The 15703-nt window shown below is 64.6% G+C and carries 16 protein-coding genes; 2 read left to right on the top strand and 14 right to left on the bottom strand.

Annotated features, from left to right (window positions below; genetic code table 11):
- Positions 1–297: 297 nt before the first annotated feature.
- Positions 298–747, top strand: a complete 450-nt coding sequence (locus CV770_RS15310; protein WP_091965303.1) for a YidB family protein — start codon at positions 298–300, stop codon at positions 745–747.
- 32 nt (positions 748–779) lie between these two features.
- A complete protein-coding gene (locus tag CV770_RS15305) occupies positions 780–1043 on the top strand; it encodes a GlsB/YeaQ/YmgE family stress response membrane protein (RefSeq protein WP_038971430.1) in 264 nt (87 codons plus the stop codon).
- Positions 1044–1133: 90 nt separating this feature from the next.
- Here the strand turns inward: CV770_RS15305 and CV770_RS15300 are convergent, their stop codons facing one another.
- Genes CV770_RS15300 through nuoF form a run of 14 tightly spaced genes read right to left on the bottom strand, consistent with a single transcriptional unit; the run spans position 1134 to position 15700 of the window.
- Complete coding sequence (locus tag CV770_RS15300; protein ID WP_104462907.1) at positions 1134–1481, bottom strand: hypothetical protein; 348 nt, start codon at positions 1479–1481, stop codon at positions 1134–1136.
- 48 nt (positions 1482–1529) lie between these two features.
- On the bottom strand, positions 1530–1805 hold the full coding sequence (locus CV770_RS15295) for a DUF1467 family protein (protein ID WP_018320157.1): 276 nt from the start codon (positions 1803–1805) through the stop codon (positions 1530–1532).
- Positions 1806–1814: 9 nt separating this feature from the next.
- Positions 1815–2219 carry a methylmalonyl-CoA epimerase gene (mce, locus tag CV770_RS15290; RefSeq protein ID WP_104462906.1) on the bottom strand — a complete coding sequence of 135 codons (405 nt, stop codon included), beginning with the start codon at positions 2217–2219 and terminating at the stop codon, positions 1815–1817.
- A 13-nt stretch (positions 2220–2232) separates the two neighbouring features.
- The gene (locus tag CV770_RS15285; protein WP_091965300.1) at positions 2233–3903 is read right to left on the bottom strand and encodes a ribonuclease J; all 1671 of its coding nucleotides are present in this window, start codon (positions 3901–3903) and stop codon (positions 2233–2235) included.
- Positions 3903–4709 carry a biotin--[acetyl-CoA-carboxylase] ligase gene (locus tag CV770_RS15280; RefSeq protein WP_091965299.1) on the bottom strand — a complete coding sequence of 269 codons (807 nt, stop codon included), beginning with the start codon at positions 4707–4709 and terminating at the stop codon, positions 3903–3905. The genes CV770_RS15285 and CV770_RS15280 overlap by 1 nt, the downstream gene beginning before the upstream one ends.
- Position 4710: 1 nt before the next feature.
- Positions 4711–6147 (bottom strand): NADH-quinone oxidoreductase subunit NuoN, encoded by a 1437-nt coding sequence (gene nuoN / locus CV770_RS15275; RefSeq protein WP_091965298.1) that lies wholly within the window; start codon positions 6145–6147, stop codon positions 4711–4713.
- A gap of 22 nt (positions 6148–6169) precedes the next feature.
- A complete protein-coding gene (locus tag CV770_RS15270; RefSeq protein ID WP_091965297.1) occupies positions 6170–7678 on the bottom strand; it encodes an NADH-quinone oxidoreductase subunit M in 1509 nt (502 codons plus the stop codon).
- A complete protein-coding gene (nuoL, locus tag CV770_RS15265; protein WP_104462905.1) occupies positions 7679–9751 on the bottom strand; it encodes an NADH-quinone oxidoreductase subunit L in 2073 nt (690 codons plus the stop codon).
- Positions 9752–9759: 8 nt separating this feature from the next.
- Complete coding sequence (gene nuoK / locus CV770_RS15260; RefSeq protein WP_008547737.1) at positions 9760–10068, bottom strand: NADH-quinone oxidoreductase subunit NuoK; 309 nt, start codon at positions 10066–10068, stop codon at positions 9760–9762.
- Positions 10065–10703 (bottom strand): NADH-quinone oxidoreductase subunit J, encoded by a 639-nt coding sequence (locus CV770_RS15255; protein ID WP_091965295.1) that lies wholly within the window; start codon positions 10701–10703, stop codon positions 10065–10067. The genes nuoK and CV770_RS15255 overlap by 4 nt, the downstream gene beginning before the upstream one ends.
- Positions 10704–10712: 9 nt before the next feature.
- Positions 10713–11201: an NADH-quinone oxidoreductase subunit NuoI gene (gene nuoI / locus CV770_RS15250; protein ID WP_026232873.1), complete on the bottom strand. Its 489-nt coding sequence runs from the start codon at positions 11199–11201 to the stop codon at positions 10713–10715.
- Between the two features lie 14 nt (positions 11202–11215).
- A complete protein-coding gene (gene nuoH, locus CV770_RS15245; RefSeq protein ID WP_038948735.1) occupies positions 11216–12283 on the bottom strand; it encodes an NADH-quinone oxidoreductase subunit NuoH in 1068 nt (355 codons plus the stop codon).
- A 10-nt stretch (positions 12284–12293) separates the two neighbouring features.
- Entirely contained in the window at positions 12294–14369 is a 2076-nt protein-coding gene (gene nuoG / locus CV770_RS15240; RefSeq protein ID WP_104462904.1) for an NADH-quinone oxidoreductase subunit NuoG, read from the bottom strand.
- 5 nt (positions 14370–14374) lie between these two features.
- Positions 14375–15700, bottom strand: a complete 1326-nt coding sequence (gene nuoF, locus CV770_RS15235; RefSeq protein ID WP_018320146.1) for an NADH-quinone oxidoreductase subunit NuoF — start codon at positions 15698–15700, stop codon at positions 14375–14377.
- Between the last annotated feature and the right edge of the window lie 3 nt (positions 15701–15703).

Below are 15703 nucleotides of genomic sequence, written 5' to 3'. Positions count from 1 at the left end.
GGCCCGCCCGGTCCCCGGTCATGACGATCCCACCCCATGCTTGGCATGGCCTGGTCGCAACTCCCGCTTCTGGGAAGCTTGGGCGATCCCGGCCATTCTTTTGGTCGGATCGTAAACGCAATCAAGGCGGTCCGCCACCTGTGTCGCTGGCGCACGCCGGGACCAGTTGCATGCAAAGTCCTTAGTGTCGGACGACCGGGCCGGGGGCGCGCGGTCGCGAGCCCGCGATTTGCCGATTTTTGGAACACAAGCGGGCTGAGACAGTTTTGCGTTTCTGAGATTTTAAAGGAGTTACCGATGAGCCGCGGGATGCCTTCCATGACTGCCCTTCTAGCGATGCTGGCCATGGCCGGCTATCAGAACCGCGACAAGCTGGCTGAGCTGCTGAAAGGCGCGACCGGCGGCTCGTCCGCGGGCGGTCAGCAGCCGCCCGGGGGAGCGCTCGGCAATCTGGGCGGCATGCTCGGCGCAGGCGGGATCGGGGGTCTGCTCAATGGCGGCCTTGGCGAGCTCCTGGAGCGGTTCAACCAGAACGGCCAGGGTGAAGTCGCCGATTCATGGGTCAAGCCCGGACCCAACAAGGAGATTTCGTCGCCTGAGCTGAGGAATGCCATCGGCTCGGACGTGCTGGAGAAGCTCGAACAGCAGACGGGGCTTTCCCAAGACGAGATCCTTACAAGGCTATCGCGGGAATTGCCCTCGGCGGTCGACAAATACACGCCCGATGGACGTCTGCCTGAGGCATAGCTGTTGCCGCTTAACCTGGAAGAGGTGTGGAAATGGGTCTTCTCTGGACAATCATCATCGGCTTCGTCGCCGGCGTGATCGCCAAGTTCATCATGCCTGGCGACAACGAGCCGTCCGGCTTCATCCTGACGACCATCCTCGGGATCGTCGGCGCCTTCGTTGCGACTTACCTCGGGCAAGCGCTCGGCTGGTATCGTGCCGAAGAAGGTGCGGGACTGATCGGTGCGGTCGTCGGCGCGATCATTGTGCTGTTCGTCTACGGGCTCATCGCCGGCCGACAACGCCGAGCGATCTAGCCCGCCTGCGTAAGCAGCTGATCGGGCGTGCGCGAACTCGCGCCGCATCGAGCAGGCGGCGGCTTGCTCATGCCTGCCTGCGCCGGATCGTTACTCCCGCTCCAAAAAGCTGGAGCCGATCTCGGCCTTTCTTTTGATCGGATCGTAATCACAATAGACGCTGTCCGCCACCAGCGTGTAGCTGGCGCTGACCGTGTATTTGTCCAGCTTGGCGGAGTTCAGGCCGATCACCGAGGTGCTCTTGCCCCCGTTCCATTTGAATGGCGTCGAGCTCTTGGCCTGCTCGCAGGCCATCACGGCTTCGTTGAAGACGTAGCCCTCGACGAACGCCTTCAGGGTGCGCACCTGCGCGGCCATCCGCCATTCGAAATAGCCGATGGTACCAATGCCGGCGACGATCAGCACCAGAAGTGCAATGACGATCCTCTGAAAAGCCATTCGCTCCCCCCAAACAATGTCGTCAGCAAAAACGTCTAGCAAGAACGTCTAGAAAGGCATTCCCATCAATTTCGACAGGCGCTCGATCGAGAGATATCCGGCGTGATAGGCGACCATGCCGAGGCCGTAGATGATCGCCGAGATGATGGTGGTCCAGATCAGCTTGCGGCCCATCCGCGTCAGGATCGGCGCGCCGGGATCGGTGCCGGGCGCACCGACGCCATCCTCGTGCTGGCTGCGCACGCCGAACGGCAGCGTCAGGAACAGCGCGACCCACCAGATGACGAAGTAGATTGCGATCGCGGTTGAGATCTGGATGGCCATGGTTCGGCCCTATGCCTGCTCGATCTCGACCAGCGCGCCGGAAAAATCCTTCGGGTGCAGGAACAGCACCGGCTTGCCATGGGCGCCGGTCTTCGGCACGCCGTCGCCGAGCACCCGCGCGCCCTCCTTCACCAGCGTGTCGCGCGAGGCGATGATGTCAACGACCTCGTAGCAGACATGATGGATGCCGCCGTCGGCATTGCGCTCCAGGAATTTTGCGATCGGCGAGGTCTCGCCGAGCGGCTCGATGAATTCGATCTTGGTGTTGGGCAGCGTCGCGAACACGGTGGTCACGCCGTGCTCTGGCAGCGCGACAGCCTCCGAAATCTCGGCGCCGAACGCGGCGCCATAGATCCTCGCAGCCTTGACGGCGTCCTTGGTCGCGATCGCGACATGGTTGAGCCGGCCCAGCATGTGTCTTCTCCCCTTACACTGTCAGTACGTGTACCAGACAGGGGGGCTTTTTGCCCCAATGTTCGTTGATCACGGCCCGGACAGCACGTCGCACCGACTCGCCCAATGCGTCGGCGTCGCGGCGGCGCGCCTTCGGCAGGCCCTCGATGGTGGAGACCACGGCATCGAAGACAAGGTCGTCGAAGGGCTCGCCTGCCCTGTTCTTCTCGGGGATACCCACGAGATCGACCTCGGGATCGTCGGCCAGCTCGCCCTGCTCGGTCATGGCGATGGCGACGAAGGCACAGCCGGAAAACGCCATGCGCCGCCGCTCGACCACGGCGCGGGACTTGGAGTCCTCCAGGATCGTGCCGTCCTTGTAGAGGCGGCCGGAAGGCACTTCGCCAATGATGCCGGGATCGCCCGGGCCGAGCTTGATCAGGTCGCCGTTGCGGACCACCAGCACGCGCGGCACGCCGGCGGCGCGCGCCAGCTTGGCGTGCTCGTTCAGATGCAGCGCCTCGCCGTGGACCGGGATCAGGAGCTGCGGCTTCACCCAGCCAATCATGTCGCGCAATTCGTCGCGGCGAGGATGGCCGGAGACGTGGACCAGATGGTCGCGATCGGTGATGATCTCGACGCCCTGCAGCACGAGATTGTTGATGATCGAGCCGACCGCCTTCTCGTTGCCCGGGATGGTGCGCGAGGAGAAGATGACGCTGTCGCCGCGATTGAGCGTGATCTCGGGATGGTCGTCATTGGCGATGCGCGCCAGCGCCGCGCGCGGCTCGCCCTGGCTGCCGGTGCACAGCGCCAGCACCTTGTCCTGCGGCAGATGGCCGTAGACCTCGGGTGAGCGGAAATTCTGCACGCCGTCGAGATAGCCGCATTCACGCGCGACCTGCACCACGCGCTCCATGGCGCGACCGACCACGACGACCTCGCGGTCGGCAGCCTTGGCAGCAGCAGCGACGGCCTTGATGCGCGCGACGTTGGAGGCGAAGGTCGTGACCGCAACGCGGCCCTTGGCTGATTTCACGAGGTCGATGATGGTCCGGGCGACCTCGGCTTCCGAGGGTGAACGGCCATCGCGCACCGCGTTGGTGGAATCGCCGATCAAGGCGAGCACGCCTTCCTCGCCGAGCTCGCGCAGCCGCTTCTCGTCGGTCGGGCTGCCCAGGGTCGGGGTCGGGTCGATCTTCCAGTCGCCGGTATGCAGCACCGTGCCGGCTTCGGTGTGGATCGCCAGCGCGTGCGCTTCGGGAATGGAGTGCGCGACGGGAATGAACTCGACGTTGAACGGGCCGACATCGACGCGGCCGCCGGACGGCACCACCGTCACCGGGATCTTCGGCGCGTTGCGCTCGGCGGCGCATTTGGCCTCGAACAGGGCCGCACTGAACTGCGTCGCGTAGATCGGGCATTTCAGCTTCGGCCAGAGATCGATGATGGCGCCGAAATGGTCCTCGTGGGCGTGGGTCAGCACCAGGCCCATCAGGTTCTTGCGCTCCTTCTCCAGGAAGCTGATGTCGGGCATGATCAGGTCGATACCCGGCAGGTGCTCCTCATCGCCGAAGGAGACGCCGAGGTCGACCGCCATCCAGGCGCGCTGCTGGCGGTTGCCGAGGCCGTAGATCGACAGGTTCATGCCGATCTCGCCGACGCCGCCCAGCGGCGCAAACACCAGTTCGTCGGGCTTGGCCATCACGCAGCTCCTACGGACGCGGCCGAACCGAAGAACACCTCGCCCGCGGCCACCGGCACGCGGCGGCCCTCCGCAGTGCGGACGATCAGGCAGCCGGTGTCGTCGATCGTGTCAAAAATGCCTTCCAGCGTCATCGCTCCCGTGTGGATTGCGACCCGCTCGCCGAGTCCCGCGGCGCGCTCCAGCCACAGCTTGCGGATCTCGGCAAAGCCGCTTCCATTGTCCCAGATGCCGCGGAACTCGACCCAGGCGTCGGAGAGCGCCGAGAACAGCTCCTCCGCACTGATCTGCACCCCGAGCGCGGCCAGCGACACCGCGGGCGTCGGCGTGCCCTCGGGCGCTGCGACGACATTGGTGCCGATGCCGACCACGACGGCCAGGCGGTCACCGATGGCTTCGGCTTCGAGGCCAATGCCGACGAGCTTCTTGCCACCGGCCAAAACGTCGTTGGGCCATTTCAGGGCATAGCGCGGACGATCGGGGCCGAGGCGGAGTGCGGCCTCCAGGCTGACCTTCTCCAGCGCGGCCTCCTCCGCCAGCCCGGCTGCAAAGCCGAGGGTGGCGGCGACGGCAGGCGCGACGTCCATGACTTCGAGGATGCTGGCGGCGAGATTGCCGCGCGGCGCGATCCAGGCGCGCTGACGGCGGCCGCGGCCGGCCGTCTGCTCCGACGTGACGAACCACATCGGGCCGCGCTCGCCGCGCCTGGCGTGCTCGATCGCCTCGGTATTGGTCGAGCCGGTCTGCTCGAACGCCGCGAGCCTGTAGCCCGCGGAGGATGCGCGAGGACCGAGCGCGAACCCCATCCTAGAACAGCGACTTTGCCGCGGCGGAGGCGACGCTCACCACGGGACCTGCGAACAGCGCGAACAGGATGTTGAACAGGCCAAAGACTGCCAGCACCGTCTTCACCTCGACGCGCACCGGATCGACCTGGCCGGCCGGCTCGTCGAAATACATCGTCTTGACGATGGCGAGGTAATAGTAGGCGCCGACCACGCTGGTCAGCACGCCAACGACGGCGAGCGTGAACAGGTTCGCCTTGATGGCGGCGACGAAGACGTACCATTTGGCGAAGAAGCCCGCGAGCGGCGGAATGCCCGCGAGCGAGAACAGCAGCATCGCGAACATGAAGGCGAGCAGCGGATTGGTGCGCGACAGGCCGGCGAAATCGCTGATCTGCTCGACCGCCTGTCCATTGCGGCGCATGGCGAGGATGATCGAGAACGAGCCCAGCGTCATCGCGACATAGATCACGATGTACATCAGGACGCCCTGCGCGCCTTCGACCGTGCCGGAGGCAAGGCCGACCAGAGCAAAACCCATGTGGCCGATCGAGGAATAAGCCATCAGGCGCTTGATGTTGCTCTGGCCGATCGCGGCGAAGGAGCCCAGCGCCATCGAGGCGATCGCCACGAACACCAGGATCTGCTGCCACTGCGAGACGATGCCCGGGAAAGCGGTGAGCGTGACGCGGGTGAACACGGCAAGCGCGGCGACCTTCGGCGCCGACGCGAAGAAGGCGGTGACCGGGGTCGGCGCGCCCTCGTAGACGTCAGGCGTCCACATGTGGAACGGCACGGCCGAAACCTTGAAGCAGAGGCCGACGAGCAGGAAGACCAGACCGAAGACGAGGCCGACATTCGAGACCGTCGCGGCCGCCGCGATGCCGGTGAAGCTGACCGTGCCGGTGAAGCCGTAGATCAGCGAGGCGCCGTACAGCAGCATGCCCGAGGACAGTGCGCCGAGCACGAAATACTTCAGGCCGGCTTCGGTCGACTTGGCGTTGTCGCGGTTGGAGGTCGCCACGACATAGAGCGCGAGCGACATCAGTTCGAGGCCGAGATAGAGCGAGATCAGGTCGCCGGCCGAGATCAGCACCATCATGCCGAGCGTCGAGAGCAGCACCAGGATGGCGTATTCGAAGATGCGGCGCGACGGGTCGGACAGGAACTCGGTCGACAGCACCAGCGTCACCGCCGAGCCGATCAGGGCCAGGATCTTCATAAAGCGGGCAAAGTCGTCGACGATGAAGCTGCCGCCGAAGGTCACCTGCTTGCCCGCGGGCAGCATGTATTCGAGCACGCCGACCACGACCAGAAGCACGACCGCCAGCGAGGTGACGGCACCGGTCGTCTCCTGCCCGCGATAGGCGCCCAGCATCAGCAGAGCCATGGCGCCGATCGCGAGCACGATCTCGGGCAGCACCGGCGCCAGTTGATAACCTGCAGTCTCAAAGCTCATGGCGATATCCTGACCTGCCCGATCACTGGAGCAGTGCGGCGGCCTTCACGGCCGTCACAGCGGTGTTGTAGTTGTTGACGAGTTGCTGGACCGAGGCAGCCGACATGTCGAGCACCGGCTTCGGATAGACCCCGAACAGGATCGTCAGCGCGATCATCGGGAACAACGTCAGGCACTCCCGGAAGGTGAGATCCTTCATGCTCGCCAGCGACGGCTTGACCAGCGCCCCGAACACGACCTTGCGGTAGAGCCACAGCGCGTAGCCGGCCGAGAGGATCACGCCGAAGGTGGCGAAGAACGCGGTCGGGATCGAGACCTTGAAGGTGCCGAGCAGCGTCATGAACTCGCCGACGAAGCCTGATGTGCCGGGCAGACCGACATTGGCCATGGTGAAGATCATGAAGGTCAGCGCGTAGAGCGGCATCCGGTTGACGAGGCCGCCATAGGCCGCGATCTCGCGGGTGTGCAGGCGGTCGTAGACAACGCCGACGCAGAGGAACAGCGCGCCGGAGACGATGCCGTGCGAGATCATCTGGAACACGCCGCCGGCAACGCCCTGCATGGTGCCGGCGAAGATGCCCATGGTGACGAAGCCCATATGCGCGACCGAGGAGTACGCGATCAGCTTCTTCATGTCCTCCTGCATCAGCGCCACCAGCGAGGTGTAGATGATGGCGATGGCCGAGAGCGTGAAGATCAGCGGCGCGAAGTCGTGCGACGCCAGCGGGAACATCGGCAGCGAGAAGCGCAGGAAGCCGTAGCCGCCCATCTTCAGCAGGATCGCGGCGAGGACCACGGAGCCGGCCGTCGGCGCCTCGACGTGCGCGTCGGGGAGCCAGGTGTGCACCGGCCACATCGGCATCTTCACCGCAAACGAGGCGAAGAAAGCGAGCCAGGCCCAGGTCTGCAGCGAGCGCGGCACGGCGGTGTGCATCAGGGTCGGAATGTCGGTGGTGCCGCCATTCCAGTACAGCGCCATGATGGCGAGCAGCATCAGCACCGAGCCGAGCAACGTGTAGAGGAAGAACTTGAACGACGCGTAGACCCGGCGCGGACCGCCCCAGACGCCGATGATCAGGAACATCGGGATCAGGCCGCCTTCGAAGAACAGGTAGAACAGCACGAGATCGAGCGCCGAGAAGGTGCCGATCATCAGCGTTTCCAGAATCAGGAACGCCATCATGTATTCGCGGACGCGGTTGGTGATCGCCTTCCAGCTCGCGATGATGCAGAACGGCATCACGGCGGTGGTGAGGATCACCAGCGGCAGCGAAATGCCGTCGACGCCCATGTGGTAGGTGATCCCGGTCGCGAGCCAGTTCGCCTTCTCGACGAACTGGAAGTCGGGATTCGCCGGATCGAAGCGCATGACCAGGATCACCGACACCGCGAAGGTGATCAGCGTGGTCCAGAGCGCGATCCAGCGCGAGTTGCGCTTGGCCGCCTCGTCATCGCCGCGGCTGAGATAGACGATCAGCGCGCCGACCAGGGGCAGGAACGTCGTGACCGATAAGATGGGCCAGGTTGTCATTTACTGGCCTCCAAAGCCGAACATGAACCAGGTGATCAGGCCGGCGGCGCCGATCAGCATGGCGAATGCGTAGTGATAGAGATAGCCGGTCTGGATCTTCACGACGTTGCGGGTGACGTCCAGCACGCGGGCCGAGACGCCGTCGGGACCGAGGCCGTCGATGATGAAGCCGTCGCCCTTCTTCCAGAGCTGATAGCCGATCCACTTCGCCGGACGGACGAAGATGACGTCGTAGAGCTCGTCGAAGTACCATTTGTTGAGCAGGAACTGGTACAGCATCGGCTGCTCTTTAGCGAGCTGCACAGGGATGTACGGCCGGCGGATGTAGAACAGGTACGAGACGAGGAAGCCCAGCACCATCATCACCGTCGGCAGGACGGCGATGGTCTCGGGGATGTGGTGCATCTCCTCGATGATGTGCGGGTTCATCTTCACGGACTCGCGGAAGAACTCCTCGATGCCGTGACCTGCGAACAGCTCCTTGAACGGGAAGCCCGCAATGATCGAGCCGACCGCGAGCACGCCGATCGGGATCAGCATCCAGATCGGGGCCTCATGTGCGGCTTCGTAGTGATGCTCGTCATGCGGCTCGCCGTGGAAGGTCTTGAAGATCAGGCGCCAGGAGTAGAACGAGGTCAGGCCGGCGGCGACGACCGTCATCAGGAAGCCGTACATCGCAAACGGATTGTGCGCGGCGTAAGCGGATTCGATGATCGCGTCCTTGGAGAAGTAGCCGGCGGTGAGCGGGAAGCCGGTGAGCGCAAGCGTGCCGACCACCATCACCGCATAGGTGTAGGGGATCTTCTTCCAGAGCCCGCCCATGTTGCGGATGTCCTGCTCGTGGTGCATCGCGTAGATCACCGAGCCGGAGCCCAAGAACAGCAGCGCCTTGAAGAAGGCGTGCGTGAACAGATGGAACATTCCGACCGAATAGGCCCCTGCTCCCATCGCCACGAACATGTAGCCGAGCTGCGAACAGGTCGAATAGGCGACGATGCGCTTGATGTCGTTCTGGACGAGGCCGATGGTCGCAGCGAAGAACGCCGTGGTGGCGCCGAAGAACATCACGACAGCCTGCGCATTCGGGGCGAGCTCGAACAGCGGCGACAGGCGCGCCACCATGAAGACGCCCGCGGTGACCATCGTCGCGGCGTGGATCAGCGCCGACACAGGCGTCGGTCCTTCCATCGCGTCCGGCAACCAGGTGTGCAGCAGGAACTGCGCCGACTTGCCCATCGCGCCCATGAACAGCAACAGGCAGGTCAGGGTCAGCGCATCCGCGTGCCAGCCGAGGAAGTTGATGGTCTTGCCGGTGAGGCCAGGCGCGGCATGGAAGATCGTCTCGAAATCGGTCGAGCTGGTCAGCATGAAGATCGCGAAGATGCCCAGCGCGAAACCGAAATCGCCGACGCGGTTGACCACGAAGGCCTTGATCGCGGCGGCGTTCGCCGACGGCTTCTGGTACCAGAAGCCGATCAGCAGATAGCTGGCCAGACCCACGCCTTCCCAGCCGAAGAACAGCTGCACGAGGTTGTCCGCCGTCACCAGCATCAGCATGGCGAAGGTGAACAGCGAGAGGTAGCCGAAGAAGCGCGGCCGATTCGGGTCCTCGTCCATGTAGCCGATGGAATAGAGGTGCACGAGCGAGGACACGGTGGTCACCACCACCAGCATCACGGCGGTGAGCGTGTCGACCCGCAAGCTCCAGTAGACCTGGAGATCGCCCGACTGGATCCACGGCAACAACGGAATCCGCATGTCGTGATGCATGAAGCCGACATCGACCAGCGTCATCCAGGACAGCGCCGCCGACACGAACAAGAGCGCCGTGGTGATCAGCTCCGCCCCGCGCGAGCCCGCCGCCGGCGGTTCGGCCGGGCCGTGGTCGTCGTGACCATGATCGTCGTGACCATGGTCGTCATGCGCCGCCGACGCGTGGGCGGCGCCGTGACCGTGGTCGCCGTGATGCTCGACCTCGTCGCCCGAGGGGTTGCGGGCATGCGCGCCGAACAGCGCGATCAGGCCGGCCAAGATGGCGCCCAGCAGCGGCAGGAAAACGATTGCCTGAACCATGACTGAGCTCAGCCCTTCATCAGATTGACGTCCTCAACCGCGATCGAGCCGCGGTTGCGGAAATAGACCACCAGGATGGCGAGACCGATCGCGGCTTCCGCAGCCGCAACCGTCAGCACCAGAAGCGCGAAGACCTGGCCGACGATGTCGCCGAGGAAGGTCGAGAACGCCACGAGGTTGATGTTGACCGAGAGCAGGATCAGCTCGATCGACATCAGGATGACGATGATGTTCTTGCGGTTCAGGAAGATGCCGAGGATCCCGAGCGTGAACAGGATCGCGCCGACCGCAAGATAGTGTCCGAGCCCGATCGTCATTTCACCCACTCCGCCGCATCAGAGTCCTGGAGCCCCTGCCCCGGCGCCACCTTGCGCATCGCCATCGCCATTTCGGGCGTGCGCGCGTTCTGAACGTTGATGTCCTGCCGCTTCACGCTCGCCTTGTGCCGCAGCGTCAGCACGATGGCGCCGATCATGGCGACCAGCAGCACCATGCCCGAGAGCTGGAAGTAGTGGATGTACTTCGTATAGAGCACCAGACCCAGCGCCTCGGTGTTCGAGACGTTGGTCGGGATCGCCGCCGTGATCGTCTTGGCGACGCCGGGGTTGATGACCCAGAAGCCGACGGTGAGCAGCAGCTCGAACAGGAATATGCCGCCGATGACGAGGCCGACCGGCAGGTACTCGATGAAGCCCTCGCGCAGCTCGGTGAAGTCCACGTCGAGCATCATGATCACGAACAGGAACAGCACCGCGACCGCGCCGACATAGACGACGATCAGGATCATCGCCAGGAACTCGGCGCCCATCAGCACGAACAGGCCGGAGGCGTTGACGAAGGCCAGGATCAGGTACAGCACGGAGTGCACGGGATTGCGCGAGACAATCACCATCACGGCCGAGGCGACACAGACGCCGGCGAAGAGATAGAAGAACAGCGCGGGAAGGATCATGCCCTCACCTCACCGGTACGGCGCGTCGAGCTCGATCGCTTTCGCGATCTCGCGTTCCCAGCGGTCGCCGTTGGCGAGCAGCTTGGCCTTGTCATAGAACAGTTCCTCGCGGGTCTCGGTCGCGAACTCGAAGTTCGGACCTTCGACGATGGCGTCGACCGGACAGGCCTCCTGACAGAGGCCGCAATAGATGCACTTCACCATGTCGATGTCGTAGCGCACGGTGCGGCGGGTGCCGTCGTTGCGGCGCGGGCCGGCCTCGATGGTGATGGCCTGGGCCGGGCAGACCGCCTCGCAGAGCTTGCAGGCGATGCAACGCTCTTCCCCGTTCGGATAGCGGCGCAGCGCATGCTCACCGCGGAAGCGCGGCGAGATCGGGCCCTTCTCGAACGGATAGTTCAGGGTCGGCTTCGGCTGGAAGAAATAGCGCATGGCGAGGAAGAACGCCGAGACGAATTCCGACAGCAGAAGCGAGCGTGCAGTGGCGTTGATGTTGATACCCATGACGGCCCTCACTTCGGCGCGATGCCGGCGAAATGCAGCACGCCAGCCACCACGACCACCATCGCCAGCGACAGCGGCAGGAACACCTTCCAGCCGAGGCGCATCAGTTGGTCGTAGCGGTAGCGCGGCACGATCGCCTTTGCCATCGCGAACAGGAAGAACATGAAGAAGACTTTGAGCGAGAACCAGATGATCCCCGGCACCCAGTTGAAGGGCGGCAGATCGACCGGCGGCAGCCAGCCTCCGAGGAACAGGATCGTCGCCATCGCGCACATCGTGACGATCGCAACGTACTCGCCGAGCATGAACAGCAGATACGGGGTCGAGCCGTATTCGACCATGAAGCCGGCGACGAGCTCGGATTCGGCTTCCACGAGGTCGAAGGGCGGACGGTTGGTTTCCGCCAGCGCCGAGACGTAGAAGATCACGAACATCGGGAACAGCGGCCACACATACCAGTTCAGGATGGTGAGCTGCGGCAGCCCGATCAGGCTGGCAAGGCCGCGCACATGCTGGGCCTCGACCACGGCCGACAGGTTCAGCGTGCCGGCGCAGAGCAGCACCGTGATGATGACGAAGCCGATCGAGACTTCATAGGAGACCATCTGCGCCGCCGAGCGCAGCGCGGCCAGGAATGGGTATTTCGAGTTCGACGACCAGCCGGCCATGATGATGCCGTAGATCGATAGCGACGAGATCGCGAAGATGAAGAGGATGCCGACATTGATGTCGGAGATCACCCAGCCGAGATTGGTCGGGATCACCGCCCAGGCGGCGAGCGCGAGCACGCATGAGACCAACGGCGCCAGCAGGAACACGCCCTTGTTGGCGCCGGCCGGAATGATCGGCTCCTTCAGCACGAACTTCAGCAAGTCAGCGAAGGACTGCAGCAGGCCCCAGGGGCCGACCACGTTCGGGCCGCGCCGGATCTGCACCGCCGCCCAGATCTTGCGATCGGCGAGCAGGATGTAGGCGATCGCCACGAGCAGGACGACGAGCACCAGCACGCTCTCCGCGACCATGATGATCAGCGGCCAGAGGAACCCGGTCCAGAATGCGCTTTCGAAGAATTCCATCAGATCACGCTCACTCCGCTGCGGTCAGCATGTGCCCGGAGGCGAGGCGCGAACATTCCGCCATCACGGCGGATGCACGCGCGATTGGGTTGGTCAAATAGAAGTCCTCGACCAGCGGCTTGAACGGCGCCTTCTCGGGCGAACCGCCCTTCCCCGCCAGCTTCTTGATCTGGTCCGCCGAGCCGGCCTCGATCTGGTCGAGGCGGATCAGATGCGGCACGGCCTTGAAGATCGCCTGGCGCAGCGCCGAAAGCGAGTCATAGCCGAGCTTCTTGCCGAGTGCCTCCGACAGCGCGCGGACGATCGCCCAGTCCTCGCGGGCTTCGCCCGGCGGGAACGCGGCGCGGCCCGTCATCTGCACGCGGCCTTCGGTGTTGACGTAGATCGCGGACTTCTCGGTATAGGCGGCCGCCGGCAGGATCACGTCGGCGCGATGCGCGCCGCGGTCACCATGGGTGCCGATATAGACAACGAAGGTACCATCAGGCGCGTTGATCTCGTCGGCGCCGAGCAGGAACAGCAAGTCCAGCGTGCCGAACGTGGTCATCTGCGCGGCGTTCAGGCCCCCGCCGGTTGCGGAGAAGCCGATATCGAGCGCACCGACGCGCGAAGCGCTCTCGTGCAGCACGCCAAAGCCGTTCCAGCCGTCCTTGACCGCACCGACATCGAGCGCGAGCTTGGCGGCGCTCGCGAGAATGGCGGCGCCGTCGTGACGCGAGGCCGCGCCCGCGCCGACCAGGATGATCGGATTCTTGGCGTTCTTCAGCACGTCCATGAAGGAGTGCTTGCCGGCCGCCAGCTCACCGAGCGTTTCAGTGCCCGCGCCGAGGTGATCGTAATCGTAGGTCAGATCGACCTTGGCGCCGATCACGCCGACCTTGAAGCCGCCGGCACGCCAGCGCTTGCGGATGCGGGCGTTGAACACGGCCGCCTCTTTCCGCGGGTTCGCGCCGATGATGAGCAGCGCATCCGCCTGCTCCACACCCACCAGCGTCGGGTTGAAGATGTAGGAGCCGCGGCCGAGCGCGGGGTCGAAGGCGTCGCCACCCTGCACCGCCATATTGGTCGAGCCGAACTTGGCGAGAAGATCCTTCAGCGCGAACATCTCCTCGACGCCGGCGAGATCGCCCGCGATCGCGCCGATGCGCTTGCCGTCAGTACGCGCCGCTTTCGCAGCGATCGCGGCAAAGGCTTCGGTCCAGCTCGCCGCGCGCAGCTTGCCGGCTTCACGGATATAGGGCCGGTCGAGACGCTGGGTGCGCAGGCCGTCGACGACGTGGCGGGTCTTGTCGGAGATCCACTCCTCGTTGACGGCCTCGTTGATGCGCGGCAGCACGCGCATGACCTCGCGGCCGCGGGTGTCGACGCGGATCGCAGACCCGACGCCGTCCATCACGTCGATCGACTGGGTCTTGCCGAGCTCCCAGGGACGCGCGGCAAACGCATAGGGTTTTGAGGTCAGTGCGCCGACCGGGCAGATGTCGACGAGATTGCCTTGAAGCTCCGAGGTCAGCGCGTGCTCGAGATAGGTCGTGATCTCCATATCCTCGCCGCGCCCGGTGGCGCCCATCTCGGGCGCGCCGGCGACTTCCGCCGAGAAGCGGACGCAGCGCGTGCACTGGATGCAGCGGTTCATCGAGGTCTTGACCAGCGCGCCGAGATATTTGTCCTCGACCGCGCGCTTATTCTCGGCGAAGCGGCTGGTGTCGACACCATAGCCCATCGCCTGGTCCTGCAGGTCGCACTCGCCGCCCTGGTCGCAGATCGGGCAGTCCAGCGGATGGTTGATCAGAAGGAATTCCATCACGCCTTCGCGCGCCTTCTTCACCATCGGCGAACGCGTGGAGATCTCCGGCGGCTCTCCCTTGGGGCCCGGACGGCAGTCGCGCACACCCCAGGCGCAGCTTGCGACCGGCTTCGGGCCGCCCTTCACCTCGACGAGGCACATCCGGCAATTGCCGGCGATCGACAGCCGCTCGTGATAGCAGAAGCGCGGAATCTCGGCGCCGGCCGCCTCGCACGCCTGAAGCAGCGTGAACTCGGCGGGCACATCGATCTCTTTGCCGTCGATGATGAGCTTGGTCATTCTTCTTACTCCGCCGCGACCATGTTCACGGGATCGCGGACGCCGATATCGTCAACATCGGCCTTATGCGAATACTGGTCGATACGCGCTTCGATCTCGTGACGGAAATGCGCGATCAGGCCCTGGATCGGCCATGCCGCGGCATCGCCGAGCGCGCAGATGGTGTGGCCTTCGACCTGCTTCGTCACCTCGAGCAACATGTCGATCTCGCGCTTGTGGGCGCGGCCTTCGGCCATGCGGGTGAGCACGCGCCACATCCAGCCTGTGCCCTCGCGGCACGGCGTGCACTGGCCGCAGCTCTCATGCTTGTAGAAATAGGAGATGCGGGCGATGGCGCGGATCAGGTCAGTCGACTTGTCCATCACGATCACGGCCGCGGTGCCGAGGCCCGAGCGGAGCTTGCTCAGACTGTCGAAATCCATGGGCGTGTCGATGATCTGCTCGGCTGGCACCATGCGCACCGACGAGCCGCCGGGGATCACGGCCTTGAGGTTGTCCCAGCCGCCGCGGATGCCGCCGCAATGCTTGTCGATCAGCTCACGGAACGGAATGCCCATGGCCTCTTCGACGTTGCAGGGCCGCTCGACATGGCCGGAGATGCAGAAGAGCTTCGTGCCGACATTGTTCGGACGGCCGATGCCGGCGAACCAGGCCGCGCCACGGCGCAGGATGTCGGGCGCGACCGCGATGGACTCGACGTTGTTGACGGTGGTCGGGCAGCCGAACAGGCCGACATTGGCCGGGAACGGCGGCTTCAGCCGCGGCTGGCCCTTCTTGCCTTCGAGGCTTTCGAGCAGCGCGGTTTCCTCGCCGCAGATATAGGCGCCGGCGCCGTGGGCGACGTAGATGTCGAACGGCCAGCCATTGACGTTATCCTTGCCGACCAGCTTGGCTTCATAGGCCTGGTCGATCGCGGCCTGCAGGTGCTCACGCTCGCGGATGAACTCGCCGCGGACATAGATGTAGCAGGCATGCGCGTTCATCGCGCAGCTCGCGATCAGACAGCCCTCGATCAGGAGATGCGGATCGTGCCGCATGATCTCGCGATCCTTGCAGGTGCCGGGCTCGGACTCGTCGGCATTGACGACGAGATAGCTCGGCCGGCCGTCGGTCGATTCCTTCGGCATGAACGACCATTTCAGACCGGTCGGGAAGCCTGCGCCGCCGCGGCCGCGCAGGCCCGACGCCTTCATCTCGTTGATGATCCAGTCGCGGCCCTTGTCGATGATGTTTTTGGTGCCATCCCAGGCGCCGCGGCGCCGCGCACCCTCGAGCCCCCAATCATGGAGGCCGTAGAGGTTCTTGAAGATGCGGTCCTTGTCCTCGAGCATATC

Source organism: Bradyrhizobium sp. AC87j1, from assembly GCF_002936975.1.
In the GTDB taxonomy this organism is placed as follows: domain Bacteria; phylum Pseudomonadota; class Alphaproteobacteria; order Rhizobiales; family Xanthobacteraceae; genus Bradyrhizobium; species Bradyrhizobium shewense.
This window is presented reverse-complemented; position numbering and strand designations above follow the sequence as displayed.

What these genes read in the sequence shown, in the direction of transcription:
- CV770_RS15285 (WP_091965300.1), bottom strand. Translation starts at nt 3,903, where the DNA reads ATGGCCAAGCCCGACGAACTGGTGTTTGCGCCGCTGGGCGGCGTCGGC.
- nuoL (WP_104462905.1), bottom strand. Translation starts at nt 9,751, where the DNA reads ATGGTTCAGGCAATCGTTTTCCTGCCGCTGCTGGGCGCCATCTTGGCC.
- mce (WP_104462906.1), bottom strand. Translation starts at nt 2,219, where the DNA reads ATGCTGGGCCGGCTCAACCATGTCGCGATCGCGACCAAGGACGCCGTC.
- nuoN (WP_091965298.1), bottom strand. Translation starts at nt 6,147, where the DNA reads ATGAGCTTTGAGACTGCAGGTTATCAACTGGCGCCGGTGCTGCCCGAG.
- CV770_RS15270 (WP_091965297.1), bottom strand. Translation starts at nt 7,678, where the DNA reads ATGACAACCTGGCCCATCTTATCGGTCACGACGTTCCTGCCCCTGGTC.
- CV770_RS15255 (WP_091965295.1), bottom strand. Translation starts at nt 10,703, where the DNA reads ATGATCCTTCCCGCGCTGTTCTTCTATCTCTTCGCCGGCGTCTGTGTC.
- nuoH (WP_038948735.1), bottom strand. Translation starts at nt 12,283, where the DNA reads ATGGAATTCTTCGAAAGCGCATTCTGGACCGGGTTCCTCTGGCCGCTG.
- nuoG (WP_104462904.1), bottom strand. Translation starts at nt 14,369, where the DNA reads ATGACCAAGCTCATCATCGACGGCAAAGAGATCGATGTGCCCGCCGAG.
- CV770_RS15305 (WP_038971430.1), top strand. Translation starts at nt 780, where the DNA reads ATGGGTCTTCTCTGGACAATCATCATCGGCTTCGTCGCCGGCGTGATC.
- CV770_RS15295 (WP_018320157.1), bottom strand. Translation starts at nt 1,805, where the DNA reads ATGGCCATCCAGATCTCAACCGCGATCGCAATCTACTTCGTCATCTGG.
- CV770_RS15310 (WP_091965303.1), top strand. Translation starts at nt 298, where the DNA reads ATGAGCCGCGGGATGCCTTCCATGACTGCCCTTCTAGCGATGCTGGCC.
- nuoF (WP_018320146.1), bottom strand. Translation starts at nt 15,700, where the DNA reads ATGCTCGAGGACAAGGACCGCATCTTCAAGAACCTCTACGGCCTCCAT.
- CV770_RS15300 (WP_104462907.1), bottom strand. Translation starts at nt 1,481, where the DNA reads ATGGCTTTTCAGAGGATCGTCATTGCACTTCTGGTGCTGATCGTCGCC.
- CV770_RS15280 (WP_091965299.1), bottom strand. Translation starts at nt 4,709, where the DNA reads ATGGGGTTCGCGCTCGGTCCTCGCGCATCCTCCGCGGGCTACAGGCTC.
- nuoK (WP_008547737.1), bottom strand. Translation starts at nt 10,068, where the DNA reads ATGACGATCGGGCTCGGACACTATCTTGCGGTCGGCGCGATCCTGTTC.